Below are 22,237 nucleotides of genomic sequence, written 5' to 3' on the forward strand. Positions count from 1 at the left end.
CAGTCAGGACGACTGGCCCGGGCAGGCAGGTCGGCGGGAATTACTCGGGCTGGATCAGGAAGCGCTCGGGGCGCTTGCCGAGCCAGGCCGGTGCGCGGCCACGGCCAGACCACGTCTTGCCGGACTTCGGATCCATGTATTTCGGGGGCAGCGACGAAGTCTTGCGCGCCGCGGCGACACTGCTGCCGGCGGGGCGGCCCCGGCGGCGTTTCGGTGCGATATCGTCGACAGTCAGATCGTAGTCAGCCATCAACTGGCGAATTTGATCGATCACGCCGGCCACTTCATTGGCGCGGACTTCGCTGAGCTTGGCTTCCAGTGCTTCTTTTTCAGCCAGCAGTTGCTTGTAAGTCGGCATTTTGAATCCCCGTTCAGTGTTTGTTTGCAGCATGTTACAAGACCACGCAACGCGTCTGCATAAGAAAAATATTACAAAAAATCACCGGAAATGCACGATTTAAACGCGAACCGGCATGCATTCCGTTCGATGGCTATCGGGTTGCACACAGCCTTGTTCTAAACGTCATCGCTTTTGCCCGGGTGGCCATCGGGATACCGCCGATCCGAATCCTATCCAAAAGGAGGCAATATAGCCACTCAGTTTTTTGTAAATCCGCCTGCGCGCAATCGGCGGATTCCTGGAATTTTCTCGATGGCATCTCCGCGCGGCTGGCAGTCGCCTGCGTCCGCCTATTCACGAATGCGAATGCGGCGCGCATATTTTGTCAGCGATGATATTTTTGTCATGTTGCCGGCCCGGTCCGGAGCCGGGGTCTTTACCGGGGTGAAATCGGTAATGTGCGGAATTTACCGGGCTGTAGCCGTAGTGAAAAACCGCCAATACGAGGATTGGGGATTCCGGGATTCGGGGTGCGGGAATTCGGAGGGCGGGGATTCGGGCGCGGGAATTCGAGGGGATATGCTGGCGCGCGAATCGCTGGCAGGCGGCGGCAATATCGATAAGACGGCCCCGGACTCGCCGTGGATATCGGGGCAAGGATTTCAAGACCTTATTGCCCTGTCGGGAGCGCATCCACGGATGCAGCGGTTAGCGGCGCGGCCATGACTGGCATCCGGCGGAAAATAAAAAAAGCCCCCGGGGGGAAAGTCCCCGGGGGCTGAGAAATCCACCGGTGTCCCAGGTGGAGGAGACAGCGTCGTCAGATGGCCCAGCCACCTGCATAGAAGGCGGCCAGTGCCACGGCGATGGCCACGGTGCCGACATTGAGCTTGCGCCATTCGCCGGAGACTATGCGACCGATGACCAGCGTGCAGAAGCCCAGCATGATCCCGGTGACGATATTGCAGGTCAGCACGATGAACACCGCGCAGACCAGGCCGGCCATTGCATCGACGAGGTCGTCCATGTGCAGGCGGCTCACGCTCGACAACATCAGCAGGCCCACGTACATCAGCGCGGGGGCGGTGGCATACGACGGCACCAGTCCCGCCAGCGGCGAGAAGAACATCACGGCGAGGAACAGCAGGCCAACGGTGACGGCAGCGAGGCCGGTACGCGCGCCGGCGGCCACGCCCACCGTCGATTCGATATAGGCGGCAGCCGGGGCACCACCGAACACGGCGGAGAAGATCGAGCTGACCGAGTCCGCCGTCAGCGCGCGGCCACCGTTATGGATGCGGCCGGTGGCGTCAAGCTGGTTGGCCTGCCCGGCGACAGCGCGGATGGTGCCGGTGGCGTCGAACACGGCGGTCATCACCAGCGCCAGCACGCTGGGCAGCACGGCGGCGGAGAGCGCGCCGCGGATATCCATGGCGCCGATCAGCGAGGCGTGCCCCGGTGTGGACAGCGACGGCAGCGCGAACACGCCAGTGAATTTCACGGCGGGGTCGAAGGCCAGGCCCAGCGCGGAGATGGCGATGATCACCAGCAGGATGCCGCCCGGCACGCGGCGCCGTTCCAGGCCGAAGATCGCGGCCAGGCCCAGGATCGACATCAGCACCGGGAATGCGGTGATCTTGCCCAGCGCAACGGGCAGTCCGGCGCCGGGGTTCTTGACCACCAGGCCGACTTCGTTCGATGCGATGAGCAACAGGAACAGGCCGATGCCGATACCGGCGCCGTGCGCCACGCCGGCGGGCAGGTTGCGCAGGATCCAGGAGCGCACGCCGGTGACCGAGATGGCCGTAAACACAATGCCCATCAGGAAGACGGCGCCAAGTGCCACCGCGGGGGTCAGGTGCTGGCCGAGCACGAGGCCGAAGGCCATGAACGCGGTCAGCGAGATCGCGCAGCCGATGGCGATCGGCAGCTTGGCCCACAGGCCCATGAGCAGCGACCCGAAGGCCGTGGTCAGGCAGACGGCCACGAAGACGGCGCTGGTGTCAAAGCCCGCCTTGCCGAGCATGCCCGGAACGACGAACACGGCGTAGACCATCGCCATGAAGGTGGTGATGCCGGCCAATACTTCGCGACGCTGCGTGCTGCCGCGCGCGCTGATCTGAAAGTACTGGTCGATTTTGCCGTCGCTGCCGGCGCTTGCGGTCTCGACGTCCGTCACGGACGGATACGGCTGTTCGATCATGATGGTCTGCCTCCATGCAGGGGCGCCGCGCACGTCCGCGTACGGATCGGGCGTCAGCTTGTCTCTCTTTGGTTCTGGGTGCGAGGGCAGAGGTCCCGGGGGCATCGGGTCTGGGCAGCGGGTGTCTCGTTCCTCGGTGTCCGGCTCGGTGGCCGGGGCCGGTCGGCCACCTCTGGCGGGTGGGATCCGGCGAGGCTCAAAGGTAGGGGACTCGCGCACGCACTTCATCATGGCGTCCGCATGCGGAATATGCCGTTGCCCGAATAACCACGGGTTTGCGGTGCGCCGCAAGGCTCAGGGATTTCCCTCGGTGGCGCTGCGGGCGGCGGACGCGCCGCATGGCTTGCGGTGCGAAGGCGGGTATCGGTCACTCCGGGCCCGGCAGGCTAAAGGTCGCGGCCGGGGCGCCGATAGACCTTTGGCAACACCTGTACACATCAACCACAGCCAGCCAGCGGAGCACAGCATGACCAGCGCGATGAGGGATATCGACGAGCGCACCAACCTTACCAACAACAACCAGTTCGAGCTGTTGTTGTTCCGACTTGGCGACGCGGCAAACAGCGGACAGTCCGAGCTGTTCGGCATCAACGTATTCAAGGTCCGGGAAATCCTGGTCATGCCGTCGGTGACGACGGTGGTGGGCGCGGGGTTGTCCATCCTGGGCATGGCCGACATTCGCGGCCAGGTGATTCCCGTCATCGACCTGCCGCGCCTGCTGGAATGCAAGCCCACGTCCGGGCTGAACATCATGCTGGTCACGGAATATGCGCGGTCCACACAGGGCTTCGCGGTGGAAGCGGTGGAAGAGATCGTGCGCCTGGACTGGAGCCAGGTGATCTCCGCCGAGACCAGCGTCAAGGGCGGGCTGGTGACCAGCATCGCCAAGCTTGACGTCGGCGGCGACAATCCGCGCCTGGTGCAGGTGCTGGATGTGGAGCAGATCCTGCGCGACGTGCTGCCCACGCGCCAGCCGGATGTCGACCCGGCTACCGTGGGTCCGGCGCTGAACCTCCGCCCCGGCACCAAGGTGCTGGCCGCCGACGATTCCGCGCTGGCGCGTGGCCTGATCGAAAACGGCCTGAAGGCGATGGGCGTGCAGGTGGTCATGACCAAGACCGGGCAGGAGGCCTGGGAGATGCTCGGCAGCATCGCCGACCAGGCGGCCAGCCACGGCAAGACCGTGCGCGACGAAATCGCGCTGGTGCTGACCGACCTGGAAATGCCCGAGATGGATGGCTTCACGCTGACGCGCAAGATCAAGGCGGATGCGCGGCTGAAGTCGCTGCCCGTGGTCATTCACTCGTCGCTGTCGGGCGAGGCGAGCGAGGAGCACGTGCGCAAGGTCGGTGCCGATGCGTATGTGTCGAAGTTCCTCGCCAAGGACCTGGCGGAGACGATCCGCGGGGTGCTGGCGCGACATCCGTAAACCGCCGCCGCCAGCCGCCGCTAGTCGTCACTAGTTGCCGTCACGAGGCGCTCGCGACGGCATCCTCCTCACGCAAGCGTGTCTACACCCTGGCCCGACGGCCGGGGTGTCGTCGCTGCAATGCAAATGCGCGCGGCAGCGTGTCGCCGCTACCTCAAATGCAGTAGCCCGATGCGGTCCCGCCGCACGCACAGATCGCTTGCCGACGCAAGCAAAGCCCCGTCCGCGCAGGTTGCCCAAAATTCGGGCAGTCCAGCTCCTGCCAATACCGGCGCGGGATGGCGGGTTGTCAAGAGGGGGATTATCCACTGAGTCTGTGGATAGTTCATGCGGCAGCGCGGGCATGCATCGAGATGTCTGCCCGCGCTTCGCTTCCGGTGTGTGGCTGGCGCGTATTGGCCCCGGTTCGTTCCTCGTGAGGATGGCCTGATCGCGGCGGACCCCGGCCGACACCGGCCGACACCGGCCGACGTCGGCCAATGCAAACGAGCGTGGCTACTTCGGCTGCGCCACCGTGCGCAGGTAGGGCTTCAGCGTGTTGAATCCTTGCGGATACTTCTTCTTTGCGTCGTCGTCCGACACCGAGGTTGGGATGATCACGTCGTCGCCGGGTTTCCAGTTAACCGGCGTGGCCACGGTGTGCTTCGCGTTGAGCTGCAGGGAATCCAGCAGGCGCAGCACCTCGTCGAAGTTCCGGCCGGCGCTCATCGGATAGACCAGCATCGCCTTGACCTTCTTGTCCGGGCCGATCATGAACACGGAGCGGATCGTGGCGTTGTCGACCGCCGTGCGCGGACCGCCGCTGGCCTCGGGGTGGATCATGTCGTAAAGCTTGGCCACCTTCAGGTCGGCGTCGCCGATCATCGGATAGTTGACCGCGGTGCCCTGGGTTTCCTCGATGTCCTTGGCCCAACGCTTGTGATCGTCGACGGGGTCGATCGACAGGCCGATGATCTTGGTGTTTCGTTTGTCGAACTCGGGCTTCAGCTTGGCCATGTAGCCAAGTTCGGTCGTGCAGACCGGCGTGAAGTCCTTCGGGTGAGAGAACAGAATCGCCCAGCTGTTGCCGATCCATTCGTGAAACTGGATCTTCCCTTCGGTGGTATCAGCGGTGAAGTCCGGTGCTTCTTCGCCGAGTCGAATTGCCATGGTCGGGCTCCTTTCTCGTGGTGGTGGTCAGTGGATTTCCGGGTCGTCGCGTGGATGGCTTTCGACGGCTGAGTGGTTTGGCTGCCGGCGTGCCCGGGCGAGATCAGTATAGGAAGCGGCGAACAAAAAAGCCGCCCCCCTTTCAGTTGCCACCCCAGCCGCCACCGCCAGCCGCCACCCCAGCCTCCTTTTTTGCCGTCTCCCTTGCGGCCCGTCTGTGCGCTCGCACGCGTTGCGACGGCGCGCCGGTGTCGCGCGCGTCACTCGGCACTTGTCAGGCCGGGCGCTCCAGGTCCGCGATCACGGCACGCAGGAATCGCGCGGCCTCGCCACCCGTCACCACCCGGTGATCGAATGTCAGTGACAGCGGCATGACGCGATGCACCGCCGGCACGCCGCCCGCGGCCACCACTTCGTCGCGGATGCGTCCGGCGCCGAGGATCGCCACCGTGGGTGGCACCACGATGGGGGCGGCGTAGCGCCCCGCGATCATGCCGAAGTTGGACAGCGTGATCGTGTTGCCGCGCATTTCCTCCGGCGCGATGGTGCGCGCGATGATGTCGGCGCGCATGCGGTCCAGGCCCGCGCGCAGATCCGCCGCGACGCGCTTGCCCACGTTGCGCAGCACCGGCACGAACAGCCCTTCGGGCAGGTCCGCCGCAATGCCCACATCGATCCGCTCCAGTACGTGCCGCCGGCCGGTCTGGCCTTCGTACCAAGCGTTGAGCCCCGGTTCCGCATGAACCCCGGCGACCAGCGCGCGCACGAGCCGGATCGTGATGTCCGTGGCGATGCCGGATTCGCCGGTCGATTGCCACGCATGGAGGTCCGCGTCATCCATCACCGTGGCGGCGGCCACTTCGCTCTGCGCGCGGGCCATGTTCTGGGCCATCGCCCGTCGTACGCCGCGCACCACCTCGGCAGGCCCGATCTCGGCCAGCGTGGTGGCCACGCGCTGCACATCCGTGGCGGTGATGAGGCCATCGGTGCCGGATGGCGTCACCATCGCCAGGTCGACGGACAGCTTGCGCGCCAGGGCCCGTACCGCCGGCGTGGCCTTGATGCCGTGTGCGCCGCCGGGACCCACCGGTGCCGCGGCTTCCGCCACCACCTGCGTGCCGACCTTGACCGCGCCCACCACGGTGCCCGCATCGTCGGACGTGCTGCCGGCGCCTTCAAAGCCGACAAGCGGCGCCCCCAGGTGGACGATATCGCCCGGCTGGGCAAACAGCTTTGCCACCTGGCCGCCGAACGGCGAGGGGATCTCGACGATCGCCTTCGCGGTTTCCACCGACAGCAGCGGCTGATCCGCCGCCACGGTGTCTCCGGCCTTGACGTGCCAGGTCACGATTTCGGCTTCCTGCAGGCCTTCGCCCAGGTCGGGCAGCTTGAAGATCCTCATCGTTGTCTCCTCGTGGTATCGGCGGGTGTCGGCGAGTGATGTGCCTGCGCGGTGACGCGGCCGTGCGGCTACGTGGCCAGCGCACGCCGCGCGGCATCGACGATGCGCGCCACCGATGGCAGGTAGCAATGTTCCAGCCGTGCCAGCGGCACCACGGTGTCGAAGCCGGTCACGCGCTGCACGGGGGCGCTGAGCGAATAGAGCCCCGCGTCGGCCAGGTTGGCCGCGATTTCCGCACCCAGCCCGGCGGTGCGTGGCGCCTCATGCACGATCACGCAGCGGCCCGTCTGGGCCACGGATTCGATGATGGTCTCCATGTCCAGCGGCTTGAGCGTGGCCACGTCGATCACCGCGGCGGCCACGCCTTCCTCCGCCAGCTGGTCGGCGGCGGCCAGTGTTTCCTGCAGCATCGCGCCCCAGCTGACCAGCGTGATATCGGCGCCGTCGCGCAGCATGAAGCACGCGTCGAGCGGCAGGGCCTCGCCGTCGTCGGGTACCTCCTGCCGGAACAGCCGGTATAGCCGCGTTGGTTCCAGGAAGATCACCGGGTCCGGATCGCGGATCGCGGCCAGCAGCAGTCCGTAGGCGCGCGCGGGGGAGGACGGCATCACCACGCGGATGCCGGGGATGTGCGCGAGCATCGCTTCCGGGCTCTCCGAATGGTGCTCTGGCGCGTGAATGCCGGCGCCGCTGGGCGCGCGCACCACCATCGGACAGCCCAGCCGCCCGCGCGTGCGATGCCGCATATGACCGGCATGGTTGAGGATGTTGTCGATGGCGGGATGGATAAAGCCGGCGAACTGGATTTCCGCCACGGGCTTCAGGCCCATCGCCGCCATGCCGATGGCCGCGCCGACGATGCCGCCCTCGGCCAGCGGCGTATCGATGACGCGCGCCTCGCCAAAGCGCGCCTGCAGCCCGACGGTGGCGCGGAACACGCCGCCGTTGACGCCGATGTCCTCGCCCAGCAGGACCACGTCGGGATCGTTGGCCAGTGCGTGGGCCAGCGCCTGGTTGACGGCTTCGACCAGATGGAGTTCAGCCATGATGCGCTCCGCGATTCAGGTGGGGACGATGTCAGGCATTCGGCGTGTTGTAGCGCCGCGCGGTGTCGAGCTGGTCCGCCATCGCGGCGGGCAGGGTCTCGAACAGGCAGTCGAACATGGCGGACGGTTCTGGCGGCGGCAATGCGAGATAGGCTTCCACGGCGGCCGACACGGCTTGATGGCATTCCTTGATCAGCGCTTCCTCGTGTGCCGCGTCCCATGCGCCGAGGCTGGCCAGGTAGTCGCGCAGGCGCGCGATGGGTTCATGCCGCCACGCTTCCTTGACGATGGCCTCGTCGCGGTAGCGCGACGCATCGTCGGCCGTGGTGTGATCGCCCAGGCGATAGGTCACCGCTTCGATCAGCGCGGGGCCCTCGCCCGCGCGGGCGCGCTCGATGGCCTCGCCGACGCGATGCCGCACTGCCACGATGTCGTTGCCGTCGACCTGCTCGCCGGGAATGCCGGCGGCAATGGCCTTTTGCGCCAGCGTCTGCGCCGCGGTCTGCTTGCCGCGCGGCATGGAGATGGCCCACTGGTTGTTGTTGATGACGATGACCAGCGGCACGTGCCACGCGCCGGCCATGTTCATGCCCTCGTAGAAATCGCCCGTGGAGGTGCCGCCATCGCCCAGGATGCTGACGGCCACGCGAGGCTGCCCGCGCAGCTTGAACGCATAGGCCACGCCGGCCGCATGGCCCACCTGGGTGCCGATCGGCACGCAATTGCCGAAGTCTTGCGGCACCGCGGCAAATCCGCTGCCGCGTTCGTCGCCGCCCCAGTACAGCAGGCTTTCCGTCATCGTGACGCCGCGCACAAACTGCGCGGCGTGGTCCCGGTAGGAGGGGACGAGCACGTCATCGACGTGCATCGCACTCGCCACGCCCACGCCGATCGCTTCCTGCCCGAGCGCGGACGCGAACGTGCCGATCTGACCGGTGCGCTGCATCGCGATGGCCTTGAGATCGAACTGGCGGGTCAGCACCATGGCGCGATACAGCGGCAGCAGGGCGGCCGGGTCGCGGGCAAAGGCGGGGAGGTCGGGGCAGGCAGGCGTACCCTGCGGAGAGAGATATTGCGTAAAGCCGATTTCAAAGCGCGCAACAGTGCCCATGTGGATGTCCCCTTGTGGTTCGCTGTGTCCTGTGCGGCGCAGCATCTTGTGGACGCTGCTGTGTTCGAGTGTAGGGCACGGATCAGGGGAATGGGCGTGCGCTGGCGCACGGGTGGCCCTCCCGCTCGCGGGGAGGGCCGGGGGTGTTCAGGCTGGCTTCCAGACCGGTGACGACGCCACCGTCACCTTTTTCGGCAGGATGCCCTGGCCGGTGAATGCATCGGCAATGCGCTGCTGCTCGCCGATGGACGCCGCATCCACCGCCTGCACCTGGTACGTACGGCGCGTGTTGGCGGCTTCGACGGTTGCCGCATCGAGCCCGATCAGCGGCGCATGCCACGCCGCGGCCGGCCCCGGGTTCTGCTTGATCCAGTCACCCGCGCGGCGCAGTTCCTCGTAGACCAGCGCCAGCACATCGGGCCGGCGCTTCGCATACGGCGTGGCGGCCAGATAGAAGCGCCGGTAGCTGGCCAGCTTCGTGCCGTCGCGCAGGATGCGCGCATTGGCCTGGCGTTGCACGGCCGCGAGGAACGGGTCCCAGATCACCCATGCCGCCACGCTGCCGCGCTCGAATGCGGCGCGCGCATCCGCCGGCGTCAGGTAGGCCGGCTCGATATCGCGCATCGACAAGCCGGCCTCGGCCAGCGCTTCCAGCAGCAGGTAGTGCGCGCCCGCGCCCTTGGCAAACGCCACGCGCTGCCCCTTGAGCTGGGCCACGCCGCGGATCGGTGAATCCTGCCGGACCACGATGGCCTGCGCGGTCGGCGACGGGGTCTCGATGGCGTAGTACGTCAGGTTGGCGCCGGCGGCCAGCGCGAACGGCGGCACCGCGTCAGCCACATCGGCGGTCAGGTCGAGGTTGCCCACGTTGAGCGATTCGAGCAGCGGCAGCCCGGAGGTGAACTCGTGCCATTGCACGTTGACCGCGAGCGGTGCCAGCGCTTTTTCCAGCGTCTGGCGCGATTTCAGCCAGATCATCAGCGTCGACGATTTCTGATAGCCGATCCGCAGCGTCTCGGGCGTATCGGAAGCCTGGGCGGCGCGGGCAAGGGTCGGCAAGGCGCCAGCGCCGATGCTGGCGAGCCCGGCAAGGCCGGCCACCACGGCGCGGCGCCGGCTGGGATCAGTCAGGGACGACATGGGCGTTTCCTTCGTTCGGAGCAGTCCGCCAGCGTAGGCGAAGGCCGCCGCCGGGGGGAACGAAGGAAGTCGCGTTTGCTTATGCGGAAATCCGGCGGGAATCCCAGGTGCCCGTGCCACGACCATGTTCCATGTGCACGGATGCCGGATATGCGCTGAACGTATAACGGACGACGATTTCATTCGTTGTCGCACCACGGCGGCCTCTCTACAGTGCAAGGCTTGTGCTCGCGGCGAGCACTGCCTTGCCGCCGCGGGACTCCCCCACAAGCCGAGACCTTGCCATGACGATTGCCACCCGGGCGGCCAGCGCCGCCAGCGCGCCTCCGCTCGCCGCGTTTCCTTCCGACCCTTCCGACGCGCAGACTTTCGATATCCGTCCGCTCGATGCCGCGCTGGGCGCGGAGGTCATCGGCCTGGACCTCGGCAAGCCGCTCTCAGCCGACGATTTCCAGCGCATCCATCGCGCGCACCTCGACTATCACGTGGTGGTATTCCGCGACCAGCGCATCACGCCCGACCAGCAGGTCGCATTCAGCCGCCGCTTTGGCCCGCTGCAAATCCACGTGCTGCACCAGTTCCAGCTGGCCGGTCATCCCGAGATACTGATCGTCTCCAACGTGCTGGAGGATGGCAAGCCGATTGGCCTTGGCGACGCCGGCCATTTCTGGCATTCGGATCTCTCGTACAAGGAAAAGCCGAGCCTCGGCTCGCTGCTCCATGCGCGCGAGTTGCCAGCCGAAGGCGGCGACACGCTGTTCGCCAACATGCACACCGCGTGGGACACATTGCCTGCCGGCTTGCAACGCCGGGTGGAGGGCCTCCAGGCCGAGCACACCTACCTGGCCAGGTATGCCGAGCTGCAGCGCCGCAGCCCGTGGCGCCCAAATCTGACGGCCGAACAGATCGCGCAGGTGCGGCCGGTGTTGCAACCGGTCGTGCGCACGCACCCGGAGACGGGCCGCAAGGCGCTGTTCGTGAGCGAGCATTTCACGACGCGCATCGTCGGCATTCCCGAAGACGAAAGCCGCGACCTGCTGGCGGAACTCTTTGCGCACAGCGTCAAGCCGGCGCACGTCTATCGTCACCAGTGGCAGCCGCACGACCTCGTGTTCTGGGATAACCGCTCGCTGTTGCATCTGGCGGGCGGCACGCCCGACCACCTGCGCCGCGTGATGTATCGCACGACCATTGAAGGCGACGCGCCATTCTGAGCCGCATCGCCGTACCTGACATCCCAATTCCGGAGCCACCGCATGTCCTTGTTTTCGTCCTCATCGACCTTCGCTCGTCGCGCCGCCGTGGCGCTGCTGACCGCTGGCCTTGCACTGACTGGCACGGCCCATGCGGAAGGCCGGCTGCGCATCGCCGAGCAATTCGGCGTGGTCTATCTGCTGCTGAACGTGGCGCGTGACCAGCAGCTGATCGAAAAGCACGGCAAGCAGCAGGGCGTCGACATCAAGGTGGAATGGACGCAATTGTCCGGCGGCTCCGCCGTCAACGATGCGTTGTTGTCGGGATCGATCGATATCGCCGGTGCCGGCGTGGGCCCGCTGCTGACGCTGTGGGATCGCACCCACGGCCGCCAGAACGTGAAGGGCGTGGCGTCGCTCGGCAACTTCCCGTACTACCTGGTCAGCAACAATCCCAATGTGAAGACCATTGCCGACTTCACCGACAAGGATCGCATCGCGCTGCCTGCCGTCGGCGTTTCCGTGCAGTCGCGCGTGCTGCAACTGGCTGCCGCGAAGCAATGGGGCGACAAGGAGTTCAATCGCCTGGACAAGTGGACCGTGGCGGTGCCGCACCCGGACGCCGCCGCCGCCATCATCGCCGGCGGCACCGAAATCACGGGCCACTTCGGCAATCCGCCGTTCCAGGAGCAGGAACTGGCCGGCAACGCCAACGCGCGCATCGTGCTGAATTCGTATGACGTGCTGGGCGGACCCAGCTCCGCCACGGTGCTTTACGCAACCGAGAAATTCCGGAACGAAAACCCCAGGACGTATCGCGCCTTCGTCGATGCGCTGGCGGAGGCCGCGGCGTTTGCCACGGCGAATCCGGAAGCGGCGGCGGACCTCTACATCCGCGTGAACAAGGCCCGGATCGACCGCGCGCTGCTGGTCAAGGTGCTGAAGAATCCGCAGGTGCAGTTCAAGGTGACGCCGCAGAACACCTACCCGCTGGCGACGTTCATGCATCGCGTGGGTGCCATCAAGAACCAGCCGAAGTCCTGGCAGGACTACTTCTTCCAGGACCCCGCCACCGCGCAGGGGAGCTGACATGGCCGACGCCCTCCACAACAGCGCGCACCTGCGCGTCGTATCCGATCGCGGTGCCAGCCGTGGGCCGCTGCTGCAGGTGGACGGCGTCTCGCTGGAGTACCGCACGCCCGCACGCGTGGTGCGCGCCACGCATCGCGTGAGTTTCGACGTGCACGCGGGGGACCGCTTCGTGCTGCTGGGACCTTCCGGTTGCGGCAAGTCCACGCTGCTCAAGGCGGTGGCCGGCTTCGTGCCGCCGGCCGAGGGGGTGATCCGGCTCGATGGCCAGCGCGTGCAGGCGCCGGGGCCGGACCGCATCGTCGTGTTCCAGGAATTCGACCAGTTGCCGCCGTGGAAGACGGTCAGGCAGAACGTCATGTTCCCGCTGCAACGGTCGCGCGGCATGTCGCGCGCGGAAGCGTCCGATGCGGCGATGGATAGCCTCGCCAAAGTGGGACTGTCGGCGTTCGCGGACGCGTATCCGCATACGCTGTCGGGTGGCATGAAGCAGCGCGTGGCGATTGCGCGCGCGCTGGCGATGCGGCCCAAGGTGCTGCTGATGGATGAACCGTTTGCCGCGCTGGATGCGCTGACGCGCCGGCGCATGCAGGAGGAATTGCTGGCGCTGTGGGACGACGCGGCGTTCACGCTGCTGTTTGTCACGCATTCGATTGAAGAGGCCTTGGTGGTGGGCAGCCGCATCCTGCTGTTGTCGCCGCATCCGGGCCGCGTGCGCGCGGAGCTCAACAGCCATCAGTTCAGCCTGGCGAGCCAGGGCAGTGCCGATTTTCAGGCCGCCGCGCAGCGGATCCACCAGATGCTGTTCGACGAACCCGAGGCGCGAACCGCGGCGCACGGCAAGGTGGTCCATGCCTAGCGCGCCAACGAGAGACCATTCATGACCACGCTGGACACCCCCATCCGCCCCGAATACGAGCTGGCGCTCGAACCGTTCACCGCCGTCCCGCTGTCCCGGCCGCTGCCGTGGCATCGCCGGCTATGGCAGCAGGGCTGGTTGCGCAAGACCGTGATCCTGCTGGCGCTGGCGGTGATCTGGGAAGTCGTTGCGCGCATCCAGGATAACGACCTGCTGCTGCCGACGTTTCTGGCCACCGCGCGGGCTTTCGCGGAGGGCGTCGCCAGCGGCGAGCTGCCGGGCAAGGCCGCGGTGTCGCTGTCGATCCTGCTGCAGGGCTATCTGGCCGGCATTGCGCTGGCATTCGCGCTGACCACGCTGGCGGTGTCCACGCGCATCGGGCGCGATGTGCTGGATACGCTCACCGCCATGTTCAACCCGCTGCCGGCCATCGCGTTGTTGCCGCTGGCGCTGCTGTGGTTCGGCCTGGGCAGCAAGAGCCTGATTTTCGTGCTAATCCATTCGGTGCTGTGGCCGCTGGCCCTCAACGCCTATGCCGGCTTCCGGGGCGTGCCGGAGACCCTGCGCATGGCGGGCCGCAACTACGGGCTGCGTGGGCTGCGTTTTGTGGTGCTGATCCTGGTGCCCGCCGCGCTGCCCGCGATCCTGTCCGGGCTCAAGATCGGCTGGGCCTTTGCATGGCGCACGCTGATCGCAGCCGAGCTGGTGTTCGGCGCATCGTCGGGCAAGGGGGGACTCGGCTGGTACATCTTCCAGAATCGCAATGAGCTCTACACCGACCGCGTCTTCGCCGGGCTGGCCACCGTGATCCTGATCGGACTGGCGGTGGAGGGGCTGGTGTTTTCCACGCTGGAGCGTTTGACGGTACGCCGCTGGGGCATGCAACACTGAGAGGCACTATAAAAATGATTCTGGCGTCGTTGCCGGGTTTTGCCACACTCGCTTGCCGTACCACTTGTATGGTGTCTGCGGCCGCGCCCTTGCAGGGCGCGCATGCGCCAGCAGGCGCATGCCGCTACGCAGGCGGATCGCGTGCGATCCGAAACCCCTGCTTCGCCCTAGCCAGAACCGCTGGCGCTTCATTTTTATAGCGCCTCTAAGCGATACGATCAAAGCGATTCATCCTGCGGCAAGTACGCGGCTTGCCCGAGCACCGGGGGCGGAGTAAGGTACGTCTCCGGCATCGCAGCGCACGGCCGGGAAACGTCTGGACAAACACGGCACGGCCTGCCTGGCCGCCATTTCGTTTGCGTCCCCAACCATTCCCGACTCGCGCCCATGACCGCCATCCACCACGCCGCCGCCCAGGGCTTCTCCGCCCAGGCCGATGCCTACGCCCGCGGGCGTCCCGACTATCCTGCCGGACTTGCCGACTGGCTCCGCGACACGCTGGGGCTCGCGCCCGGCAAGACCGTTGTCGACCTCGGCGCCGGCACCGGCAAGTTCACCCCGTTACTGCTGCCTTCGGGCGCCACGGTCATCGCCGTCGAGCCCGTCGCGCAGATGCGCGCGCAGCTTACGTCGAAACTGCCGACCGTGACGGCGCTGGAAGGCAGCGCGGAGTCGATGCCGCTGCCCGATGGCAGCGTCGACGCCGTGGTGTGCGCACAGGCCTTTCACTGGTTTGCCAACACGGCCGCCATGCGCGAGATCCGTCGCGTGCTGCGCCCCGGCGGCAAGCTCGGGCTGGTGTGGAATGTCCGCGACGAGTCGGTCGGCTGGGTGGCGAAGCTCACGCAGATCATGACCCCGTTCGAGGGCGATGCCCCGCGTTTCTACCGGGGTGACTGGAAGAAGGTGTTTCCCGCGGAAGGCTTTGGTCCGCTCGGCCTGACGCGCATGCCCTACACGCACAGCGGCCCGCCGGAGCAGGTGGTGGTGGACCGCGTGATGTCGGTGAGTTTTATCGCGTCGTTGCCGGCGGCGAAGCAGGACGCCGTGCGTGCGCAGTTGCGCGAGGTGATCGCCACCGATCCGGCGCTGCAGGGGCGGGATGAGGTGGCGTTCCCGTACAGCACCGAAGCGTACTGCTGCGAACGGCGCGCCTGAGGCGAACGACGCGAACGACGCGACTGACGCCTAGCGGGCCGGCACCAGTTGCTGCCGGTAGCGCGCGGCCAGCCACTGGCTGAAGCCGAGCGCAAGCAGCGCCGCCACGGCGGCGCACAGGAACACCGACGCATAGCCGGCCTGCTTGGCCACCAGACCGGCCAGCGGACCGGTCAGGCCGAGCGCCACGTCGAGGAACAGCGCGTAGGCGCCGAGCGCGGAGCCGCGATTGGTCAGCGGCACGCGCTTGACGGCCTCCATGCCGAGCGCCGGGAATACCAGCGCGAAGCCAAAGCCCACCACGCCCGCGCCCACCAGCGCCTGCCACGGTGCCTGCGCCAGCCACAGGATCGCCAGGCCGGCCGCTTCCACCGCGAATGACACCAGGGCCACCGGATAGCCACCAAAGCGGCCGATGCTGTCGGCCATGACCAGCCGCGCCAGCACAAAGCAAGTGCCGAGCGCCGTCAGCGCCAGCGCCGCATGGTCCCAGCCATGGCTGCCGTAGTAGAGCGTGATAAATGCCGTGATGACGCCGAAGCCGACCGAACCCAGCGCCAGGCACAGACCGAATGGCATCACCGCGCGGAATACGCGGCGGAAGGGCAGGCGTTCGCCCTTGAGGATCGGCACGGGCGCCTTGCGACGCGCCAGCAGCAGCGCGACGCAGGCCGTCACCATCGTCACCACGCCGATCGATGCCAGACCGCCGTGCCGGGCCAGCACCACGCCCACCGGTGCGCCGAGCGCCAGCGCACCATAGGTGGTGATGCCGTTCCACGAAATCACCTTGGCCGTGTGGCGCGCACCCGCGCTGCCGATGCCCCACGCGATGGTGCCGGTGGTGACCAGGCTCTCGCCGGCGCCCAGCATCAGGCGCGCCGCCAGCAGCCAGCCCAGCCCTAGCCAGTCGGTGCCCGCGAACAGCGCGGCCACCAGCGTCAGCACGCCGCTACCCGTGCACAGCGCCAGCCCGGTCAGCACGGACCGCTTGGGCCCCTGCGTGTCGCAGAGCGTGCCCGCCCACGGGCGGCTCATCAGCGTGGCCAGGTACTGGATGCTGACCGCCAGCCCGGCGACGACGGCGCTGTAGCCCAGGTCGCCGTGGACGAAGCCCGGTACGACGGCGATCGGCAAGCCCACCGCCAGATAGGCGATGAAGTTGAAGAAGACGACGGAAAGGATGCGGCGGTTCAGTGTGCCGGGGGCGGAATCGCCATGCGGCGGCATATCCAGGGCGGAAGTCGGGGCGGTCATGCGGGGCGGTCGTTCGGATTGGGGCGTCAGGCCCGGGTCTGGTGCAGAGGTTGCTTAAAAATGATCCTGGCGTCGTTGCGCGGCCTGGTCGTACCACTTGTACTGCCTGCGGCCGCGCCCTTGCAGGGCGCGCATGCGCTGGCAGGCGCATGCCGCTACGCAGGCGGATCGCGTGCGATCCGAAACCCCTGCTTCGCCCTAGCCAGGACCGCTTCGCTTCATTTTGAAGCAACCTCTTAGGGAAAACCCGGAAGCAGGGATCATACCGGGATTGCGTCGATCTCGCCGCTGACGTGCCGGACGCGCCCGCGAGACCGCTTTTGGCCGATTGACAAGCCATGTGGCGTTCTATACGGTGGACGCCCGTTCCGACCAGCCCTCCACGGCGGGGGCCACCCCTCTCCCTATGCCACGCAAAGCCGCCCAACTTTCCGAAGCCGACAAGCATTCCGCCGAGGGCGGCGCCGTGGCCGTGGATCGGGCGCTGTACGTGCTGTCGGCGTTCCGCGAGGGCGACGCCACGCTGAGCCTGGCCGAGCTGGCGCAACGCAGCGGGCTCTACAAGAGCACCTTGCTGCGCTTGCTGGCATCGCTGGAGCATGCGCGGCTGGTGCAGCGGCTGGCCGATGGCCGTTACGGGCTGGGGTCCGAGGTGGCACGCCTGAATGCGGTCTATGCCGCATCGTTCTCGCTGGAGCAGGTGGTGATGCCGGCGCTGCGCGAGCTGGTGCGCGTCACGCGGGAATCCGCGGCGTTCCACGTCGAGCAGGGCGAACACCGGCTCTGCCTGTATCGCGTGGATTCCCCGCAGCCCGTGCGCGACCACATCCGCGCGGGCGATCTGCTGCCGCGTCATCGCGGATCGGGCGGGCGCGTGCTGCGGGCATTCTCGGGGGCGCGCGGCGAGATCTACCAGCGCATTCGCGACGAGGGCGTGATCGCGCTGGTCGGCGATCGCAGCCCCGATATCGCGGGGGTCTCTTCGCCGGTGTTCGGCCCGGCCGGGGAATTGAAGGGCGCCTTGACGCTGACGTGCCCCACGCCGCGGTTCTCGGAAGCCTTCCGCGATCAGGTGCTCGATGCGGCCAGGGCGCTGACGCGCGCGCTGGGCGGCACATTCCCGGACGTGGTGCCGGCGGGCACGTCGTCCCCGGGCAGCCAGATGGCGGAGCCTGAGGAGGACTGAACCGGCCGGGATTCTCCCGATTCGGGCCAGCCAGTTTTCGCCGCAAATTCAGAGCGTTGTGCCCACGCTAACCCGGCTTGTCGGGGGTGCCCCGGCGTAGAAGGCGCGGGCTATCATGCGGCTTTCTTGCCGCATATTCCCGGCATCCAGACCCGTTAAGGGTTAACCGCAATAACGGTAGCCGCCCCCGGTCACTTGAGAGGATTTTGATTCCCTTGCACCTGGCCCCGCAGACCATTCTGGTCGTCATGATGGTGGTGTTCTCCAGCACGCTGGTCATGGCGGCGGGGCTTGTGCTCGCGCTTCGCAGGAGCGAGGCCGGGCGGCTGTGGGCATCGGGGCACGTCATCGCCTCCGGCGCGGGGCTGGTGGTGGCGGCCAGCGCGGGTGCCGACTCCCTGCCACTGATCGCGCTGGGCGCCGGCGCCTATGTCATCGGCCGCCTGGCCATCTACCGTGGCGTGCGGGTCTACTACGGCTTGCCGGAGTACGCCGCGACACTGCGCGGCATCGGCCTGCTGGTGCTGGCGCTGCTCTTGCTCATGACCGGCCTGTCCAATGGTCGTCAGCTCATTTCCGCCGTGGCGTACAGCGTGCTGGCCGTGGCGTCGCTCAGCACCATCGTCACGATGTTGCGCGGCGTGCGTGGGCGTACCAGCATCGGTGGTCCGCTGGTGCTGGCCTCGCACCTCGTGCTGCTGGCCTCGCAGGTGGTGACGCTGACCTATGTGGCAACGCCGAAAGGGATACCCGGCGTGCCGGTGTTCGTGCAGGCCAGTGGCTCGGTCTGGCCGCTGGCGCCGCTGATTGCCGTGCTGCTGGGTTTGTTCGGTTTCAGCCTGATGGCGATGGAGCAGATCATCGCCCGCAACGAGAGCGGGGCGCGCCTGGATGCGCTGACCGGCCTGCTCAACCGCGGGGCGCTGGACATGACCGCCGTCGGCATGGTGGCCCGCTGGCAACGCGACGGCGAAGCGCTGTCCTGCCTGGTCATCGACGTCGATCACTTCAAGCTTGTCAACGATACCCACGGCCATCATGCGGGGGACAACGTGTTGCGGGAGATCGCCACCGCGCTGGACAATTCGCGTCGCGCCTCGGATATCGCCGCACGCTACGGCGGCGAGGAATTCTGCATCCTGTGTCCCCACACGGACGAGCATCAGGCCACGGCGCTGGCCAACCGGATCCTGCGCAAGGTGCGCGCCATCGAACTGCCGGGCAACGGCGGCTACGCCAGCGTGAGCATCGGCGTGGCGCAACTACGCGGCGCGCCCACCAGTCGTGAAGGCCTGTGGCGCAATCTGTTTGCCGATGCCGATCGCGCGCTCTATACCGCCAAGCAGCGCGGCCGGGATCAATACGTGCTGGGCTCCAGCATGTTGCCCGTGGTGGCGGAGGACGCCGCATCGGAGGCGCCGGCGCAGGCGGACCTGGACTGCGCGACGCCGGCTTGATGGCCGCAATGTTGAAACGTCCAGCGCCAACCGGCGGGCGCGCCTTGGAGGTTGTTTCAAAATGAAGCGAAGCGGTCCTGGCTAGGCGTGCGGCCGCAGACAGTACAAGTGGTACGGCCAGGCCGCGCAACGACGCCAGGATCTTTTTGAAACGACCTCTAGCCCAGTGCTCCCCCGAACCTGTATCGCTTGCCCGGATGCCATAGCACCACGAGGGAAGCCACCGCGTCGCGGGAGAACGTGCGCCGGCGCAGCACCAGCGCGGGCTCTTCCTCGCCGATGCCAAGCATCTCGGCCACCTCGGCCGTCGGCAGTTGTGCCTCGATCTGGTACTCCACGCGCTGCAGCGGCGCCACGCGCATCAGGTGTTCATTCGGCGTGACCGCGCCGAAATCCAGCTCCATATAGCCCGGCGCCAGCGCCGGGTTGACCCAGCGGTCTTCCACCTGGATCGGCGTGTCGTTCTCGTAGTGCAGGATCAGCGAATGGAACAGGGTGCTGCGCTCGGTCACGTCGAACTGCGTGGCCAGCAGCCGCGTGGCGCGCTGGCGTTCCAGCCGGAACAACGCGCTGCGATGCCGATGGCCGCGCGCGCGAATCTCTTCCGCGATGCTGCGGATTTCCACCACCGTGGCCTGGTAGCGTTGCTGCGCCACGAACGTCCCCGCGCCCTTGCGCCGCACGAGCACCTGCTCGGCCTCCAGCTCATTCAGGGCGCGATTCACCGTCATGCGCGACACGCCGAACTCGGCCGCCAGCCTGAGTTCCGGCGGAATCGCATCGCCTTCCTGCCAAGTGCCGGCCTCGATCTGTCCCTGCACATAGTTCTTGATGCGCTGGAACGCAGGCGTCGGATCGGGCGACGGTTGGGCTGAGGGCATGCAGGCTCCTGGCGGGCGGATCGTCAGTGTCGATGGGAAAAATGCGAAGGGCGTACGCGGGCCGCTTCGGTGCAATGCGATCCACGCCTCGCACGGCAGGGCACCCGTGTGGTGCTGCGCCGCACCATCCGCGTGCGGCTCCGCATCTTATGCGGAAATCGCTTTTCCATCTGCGAAAAGTTGTCTATACAGTAACAGGCGGCGTCGCTAAGATCAGTCTATACAAGCCAGCCGTGAAGACAAGTGCGCAATGCCGGTCGCGTGGCTGGCATCCAGATCCAGGCATCAAACCGGGGAGCCCGAAGTGAGTCGTCTCGTCTGCAAGCTGGCGTCGGCGTTGCTGTTGCCGCTAGCCGCCCTGTCATGGTCCGCGCGCGTTGCCGCGCAGTCGGACGCCTATCCCAACAAGCCGGTGCGGATCATCGTGCCGTTTGCCGCTGGCGGTGTGGCCGATGCGCTGCCGCGACTCGTGGGCCAGAAGCTGTCGGAGAAGTGGGGCAGGTCGGTCGTGGTCGACAACAAGCCCGGCGCGGCCGGCAACATCGGCATGGAGGCCGTCGCCCGCTCGGCCCCGGACGGCTACACGCTGGGCCTGGCGCCGGCCGGCAACCTGACCGTCAACCCGATCCTGTTTCCCAAACTCAACTACGACACGCGCGATTTCGTGCCCGTGACGATGCTGGCCGCATCGCCGAATGTGCTGGTGGTGAATCCCGCGGTGCGTGCGCACTCCCTGAAGGAACTGGTGGCCTACGCCAAGGGGCATCCCGGCGAGCTGAATTTCGCGTCGCCCGGCAATGGCAGTGGCGCCCATCTGGCGGGTGAACTGCTGAACCTGGAGGCCGGCATCAAGACCGTGCACGTGCCTTACAACGGCATGGCCACGGCGTTGAACGATGTGCTGGCCGGCCAGGTGCAGATGATGTTCGGCGGCATTTCCACGGTGCTGCAGCACATCCGCACCGGCAAGCTGGTGCCGCTGGCCGTGGCGGGCCCGCGCCGGCTGCCGCAGTTGCCGAACGTGCCGACGGTGGCGGAATCCGGCTATCCCGGCTTTGACGTGACGTCGTGGTACGGGCTGGTGGCGCCAAAGGGCACGCCAGACGCCATCGTGCAGAAGTGGCAGGCCGACGTGGCCACGGTGTTGCGGCAGCCGGACGTGCGCGAAAAGCTCGACGGCCTGGGCCTCGAGCCCGTGGGCAACAGCGCGCAGGCCTTCGGCGCGACGATCGCCAGCGAAACCACCAAATGGCGCGCGATCGTGCACCGCGCCAACATCCCCCCGCTGCAGTGAGAGGGGCCGCTTAAAAAAAGATCCTGGCGTCGTTGCCGCATTTGCCACACTCGCTGGTCGTACCACTTGTACTGTCTGCGGCCACGCGTCTAGCCAGAACCGCTGGCGCTTCATGTTGATAGCGCCTCTAAGGAAGGAGACCCCCGTGAAAGAGTTGTACCTGACCTACCTGAATGGCCCCGATGTCGCGGCGCTGGCGTTGACCGATGCCGAGATTCTCGCGGCCGTGGAACAGGCGCTGGCCGCGCAGGGCCGCCGCGAGACCGTGATCGAGCCGCGCGTGCACCTGGTGCCGGAATCGTCGGACAAGGGCCATTTCAACGTGCTGCGCGGGTTCATCAAGCCGCTGCACGTGGCCGGCGTGAAGGTGGTCTCCGATTACGTCGACAACTACAAGCAGGGCCTGCCTTCCGAGATGGCGCTGCTGAACCTGTTCGATCCCGACAACGGCGTGCCGCTGGCCGTGATCGATGCCACCGCGATCACCGACATGCGCACGGGCGCGGTCACCGCGCTCGGCGCGAAGCATCTGGCGCGCAAGGGCAGCAAGATCCTCGGGCACGTGGGCGCGCGCGGCACCTCGTACTGGAATGTGCGGCTGCTGGATTCGCTGTTCGATTTCGACGAGATCCGCGTGCATTCGCGCCGGCCCGAGAGCCGCGACGCCTTTGCCGCACGGCTGACGCGCGACCTGGGCAAGCCGGTAATCGTCACCGACGACTGGGAATCGTGCGTGCGGGGCGCGGATATCGTCGTGGAGGCGTCGCGCCTGCCCAAGCCCACGCCGATGCTGCTGACCGAGTGGATCAAGCCGGGCGCGCTGGTGATTCCCTACGGGACGATGAGCGCCGTGGAACTGTCGCTCACGGACATCATGAGCAAGATGGTGGTGGATGACTGGGGCCAGTGCCGCAAGGGCCTGCCGTTTGGCGCGCTGCGCCAGCATGTGGACAGCGGGCGGCTGAACGAAGAGAACCTGCACGCGGAACTCGGCCAGATCGTGGCGGGCAGCAAGCCGGGGCGCGAGCGCGATGACGAGACGATCCTGTTCTGGCACCGTGGCTTGTCGACCACCGACATCGCCCTGGGCCATGCCATGCTGACCAAGGCGCGCGCGATGGGCCTGGGCCAGACCTTGCGTTTCGCCTGAGC

Annotated in this window: 19 protein-coding genes; 10 read left to right on the forward strand and 9 right to left on the reverse strand. The window is 67.0% G+C overall.

Going from position 1 to position 22,237, the window contains the following annotated elements:
- Window positions 1-40 precede the first annotated feature (40 nt).
- The gene (locus tag BLR29_RS12350; protein ID WP_092137232.1) at window positions 41-358 is read right to left on the reverse strand and encodes an H-NS histone family protein; all 318 of its coding nucleotides are present in this window, start codon (window positions 356-358) and stop codon (window positions 41-43) included.
- Between the two features lie 802 nt (window positions 359-1,160).
- Window positions 1,161-2,543 carry an NCS2 family permease gene (locus BLR29_RS12355; protein ID WP_092137233.1) on the reverse strand — a complete coding sequence of 461 codons (1,383 nt, stop codon included), beginning with the start codon at window positions 2,541-2,543 and terminating at the stop codon, window positions 1,161-1,163.
- 466 nt (window positions 2,544-3,009) lie between these two features.
- On the opposite strand from BLR29_RS12355, the gene BLR29_RS12360 reads away from it, so the two are divergent.
- A complete protein-coding gene (locus BLR29_RS12360; RefSeq protein ID WP_092137234.1) occupies window positions 3,010-3,972 on the forward strand; it encodes a chemotaxis protein in 963 nt (320 codons plus the stop codon).
- Between the two features lie 495 nt (window positions 3,973-4,467).
- Here BLR29_RS12360 and BLR29_RS12365 read toward each other — a convergent pair whose 3' ends face one another.
- The 5 genes from BLR29_RS12365 to BLR29_RS12385 all read right to left on the reverse strand — a co-directional run bounded on the left by BLR29_RS12365 (window position 4,468) and on the right by BLR29_RS12385 (window position 9,820).
- Entirely contained in the window at window positions 4,468-5,121 is a 654-nt protein-coding gene (locus tag BLR29_RS12365) for a peroxiredoxin (RefSeq protein WP_092137235.1), read from the reverse strand.
- A 274-nt stretch (window positions 5,122-5,395) separates the two neighbouring features.
- Entirely contained in the window at window positions 5,396-6,523 is a 1,128-nt protein-coding gene (locus tag BLR29_RS12370; RefSeq protein WP_092137236.1) for a dihydrolipoamide acetyltransferase family protein, read from the reverse strand.
- 68 nt (window positions 6,524-6,591) lie between these two features.
- A complete protein-coding gene (locus BLR29_RS12375) occupies window positions 6,592-7,569 on the reverse strand; it encodes an alpha-ketoacid dehydrogenase subunit beta (protein WP_092137237.1) in 978 nt (325 codons plus the stop codon).
- A gap of 31 nt (window positions 7,570-7,600) precedes the next feature.
- Entirely contained in the window at window positions 7,601-8,680 is a 1,080-nt protein-coding gene (gene pdhA, locus BLR29_RS12380) for a pyruvate dehydrogenase (acetyl-transferring) E1 component subunit alpha (RefSeq protein WP_092137238.1), read from the reverse strand.
- 147 nt (window positions 8,681-8,827) lie between these two features.
- The gene (locus BLR29_RS12385) at window positions 8,828-9,820 is read right to left on the reverse strand and encodes an aliphatic sulfonate ABC transporter substrate-binding protein (RefSeq protein ID WP_092137239.1); all 993 of its coding nucleotides are present in this window, start codon (window positions 9,818-9,820) and stop codon (window positions 8,828-8,830) included.
- 284 nt (window positions 9,821-10,104) lie between these two features.
- On the opposite strand from BLR29_RS12385, the gene BLR29_RS12390 reads away from it, so the two are divergent.
- The 5 genes from BLR29_RS12390 (at window position 10,105) to BLR29_RS12410 (ending at window position 15,010) form a co-directional block, all read left to right on the forward strand.
- The gene (locus BLR29_RS12390; protein WP_092137240.1) at window positions 10,105-11,034 is read left to right on the forward strand and encodes a TauD/TfdA dioxygenase family protein; all 930 of its coding nucleotides are present in this window, start codon (window positions 10,105-10,107) and stop codon (window positions 11,032-11,034) included.
- Between the two features lie 42 nt (window positions 11,035-11,076).
- Window positions 11,077-12,102 carry an ABC transporter substrate-binding protein gene (locus BLR29_RS12395; protein WP_092137241.1) on the forward strand — a complete coding sequence of 342 codons (1,026 nt, stop codon included), beginning with the start codon at window positions 11,077-11,079 and terminating at the stop codon, window positions 12,100-12,102.
- Window position 12,103: 1 nt separating this feature from the next.
- Entirely contained in the window at window positions 12,104-12,961 is an 858-nt protein-coding gene (locus tag BLR29_RS12400; protein ID WP_092137242.1) for an ABC transporter ATP-binding protein, read from the forward strand.
- A 21-nt stretch (window positions 12,962-12,982) separates the two neighbouring features.
- Window positions 12,983-13,852, forward strand: coding sequence for an ABC transporter permease (locus BLR29_RS12405; RefSeq protein ID WP_092137243.1), 870 nt, complete (start codon window positions 12,983-12,985; stop codon window positions 13,850-13,852).
- Window positions 13,853-14,239: 387 nt separating this feature from the next.
- The gene (locus tag BLR29_RS12410) at window positions 14,240-15,010 is read left to right on the forward strand and encodes a class I SAM-dependent methyltransferase (RefSeq protein WP_092137244.1); all 771 of its coding nucleotides are present in this window, start codon (window positions 14,240-14,242) and stop codon (window positions 15,008-15,010) included.
- 30 nt (window positions 15,011-15,040) lie between these two features.
- On the opposite strand, the gene BLR29_RS12415 is transcribed toward BLR29_RS12410, so the two are convergent.
- Window positions 15,041-16,267 carry an MFS transporter gene (locus BLR29_RS12415; protein ID WP_092137245.1) on the reverse strand — a complete coding sequence of 409 codons (1,227 nt, stop codon included), beginning with the start codon at window positions 16,265-16,267 and terminating at the stop codon, window positions 15,041-15,043.
- A 406-nt stretch (window positions 16,268-16,673) separates the two neighbouring features.
- Here BLR29_RS12415 and BLR29_RS12425 point away from each other — a divergent pair, with 406 nt between their 5' ends.
- Window positions 16,674-17,453: an IclR family transcriptional regulator gene (locus BLR29_RS12425; protein WP_092137247.1), complete on the forward strand. Its 780-nt coding sequence runs from the start codon at window positions 16,674-16,676 to the stop codon at window positions 17,451-17,453.
- A gap of 215 nt (window positions 17,454-17,668) precedes the next feature.
- Window positions 17,669-18,910: a GGDEF domain-containing protein gene (locus BLR29_RS12430; protein ID WP_092137338.1), complete on the forward strand. Its 1,242-nt coding sequence runs from the start codon at window positions 17,669-17,671 to the stop codon at window positions 18,908-18,910.
- Between the two features lie 158 nt (window positions 18,911-19,068).
- Here BLR29_RS12430 and hutC read toward each other — a convergent pair whose 3' ends face one another.
- Complete coding sequence (gene hutC, locus BLR29_RS12435; RefSeq protein ID WP_092137248.1) at window positions 19,069-19,791, reverse strand: histidine utilization repressor; 723 nt, start codon at window positions 19,789-19,791, stop codon at window positions 19,069-19,071.
- Between the two features lie 304 nt (window positions 19,792-20,095).
- On the opposite strand from hutC, the gene BLR29_RS12440 reads away from it, so the two are divergent.
- Entirely contained in the window at window positions 20,096-21,085 is a 990-nt protein-coding gene (locus BLR29_RS12440) for a Bug family tripartite tricarboxylate transporter substrate binding protein (protein ID WP_255371206.1), read from the forward strand.
- Window positions 21,086-21,197: 112 nt separating this feature from the next.
- Window positions 21,198-22,235: an ornithine cyclodeaminase family protein gene (locus BLR29_RS12445; RefSeq protein ID WP_369804588.1), complete on the forward strand. Its 1,038-nt coding sequence runs from the start codon at window positions 21,198-21,200 to the stop codon at window positions 22,233-22,235.
- Window positions 22,236-22,237 lie beyond the last annotated feature (2 nt).

The sequence above is a fragment of the Cupriavidus sp. YR651 genome (assembly GCF_900101625.1).
Taxonomy (GTDB): Bacteria; Pseudomonadota; Gammaproteobacteria; order Burkholderiales; family Burkholderiaceae; genus Cupriavidus.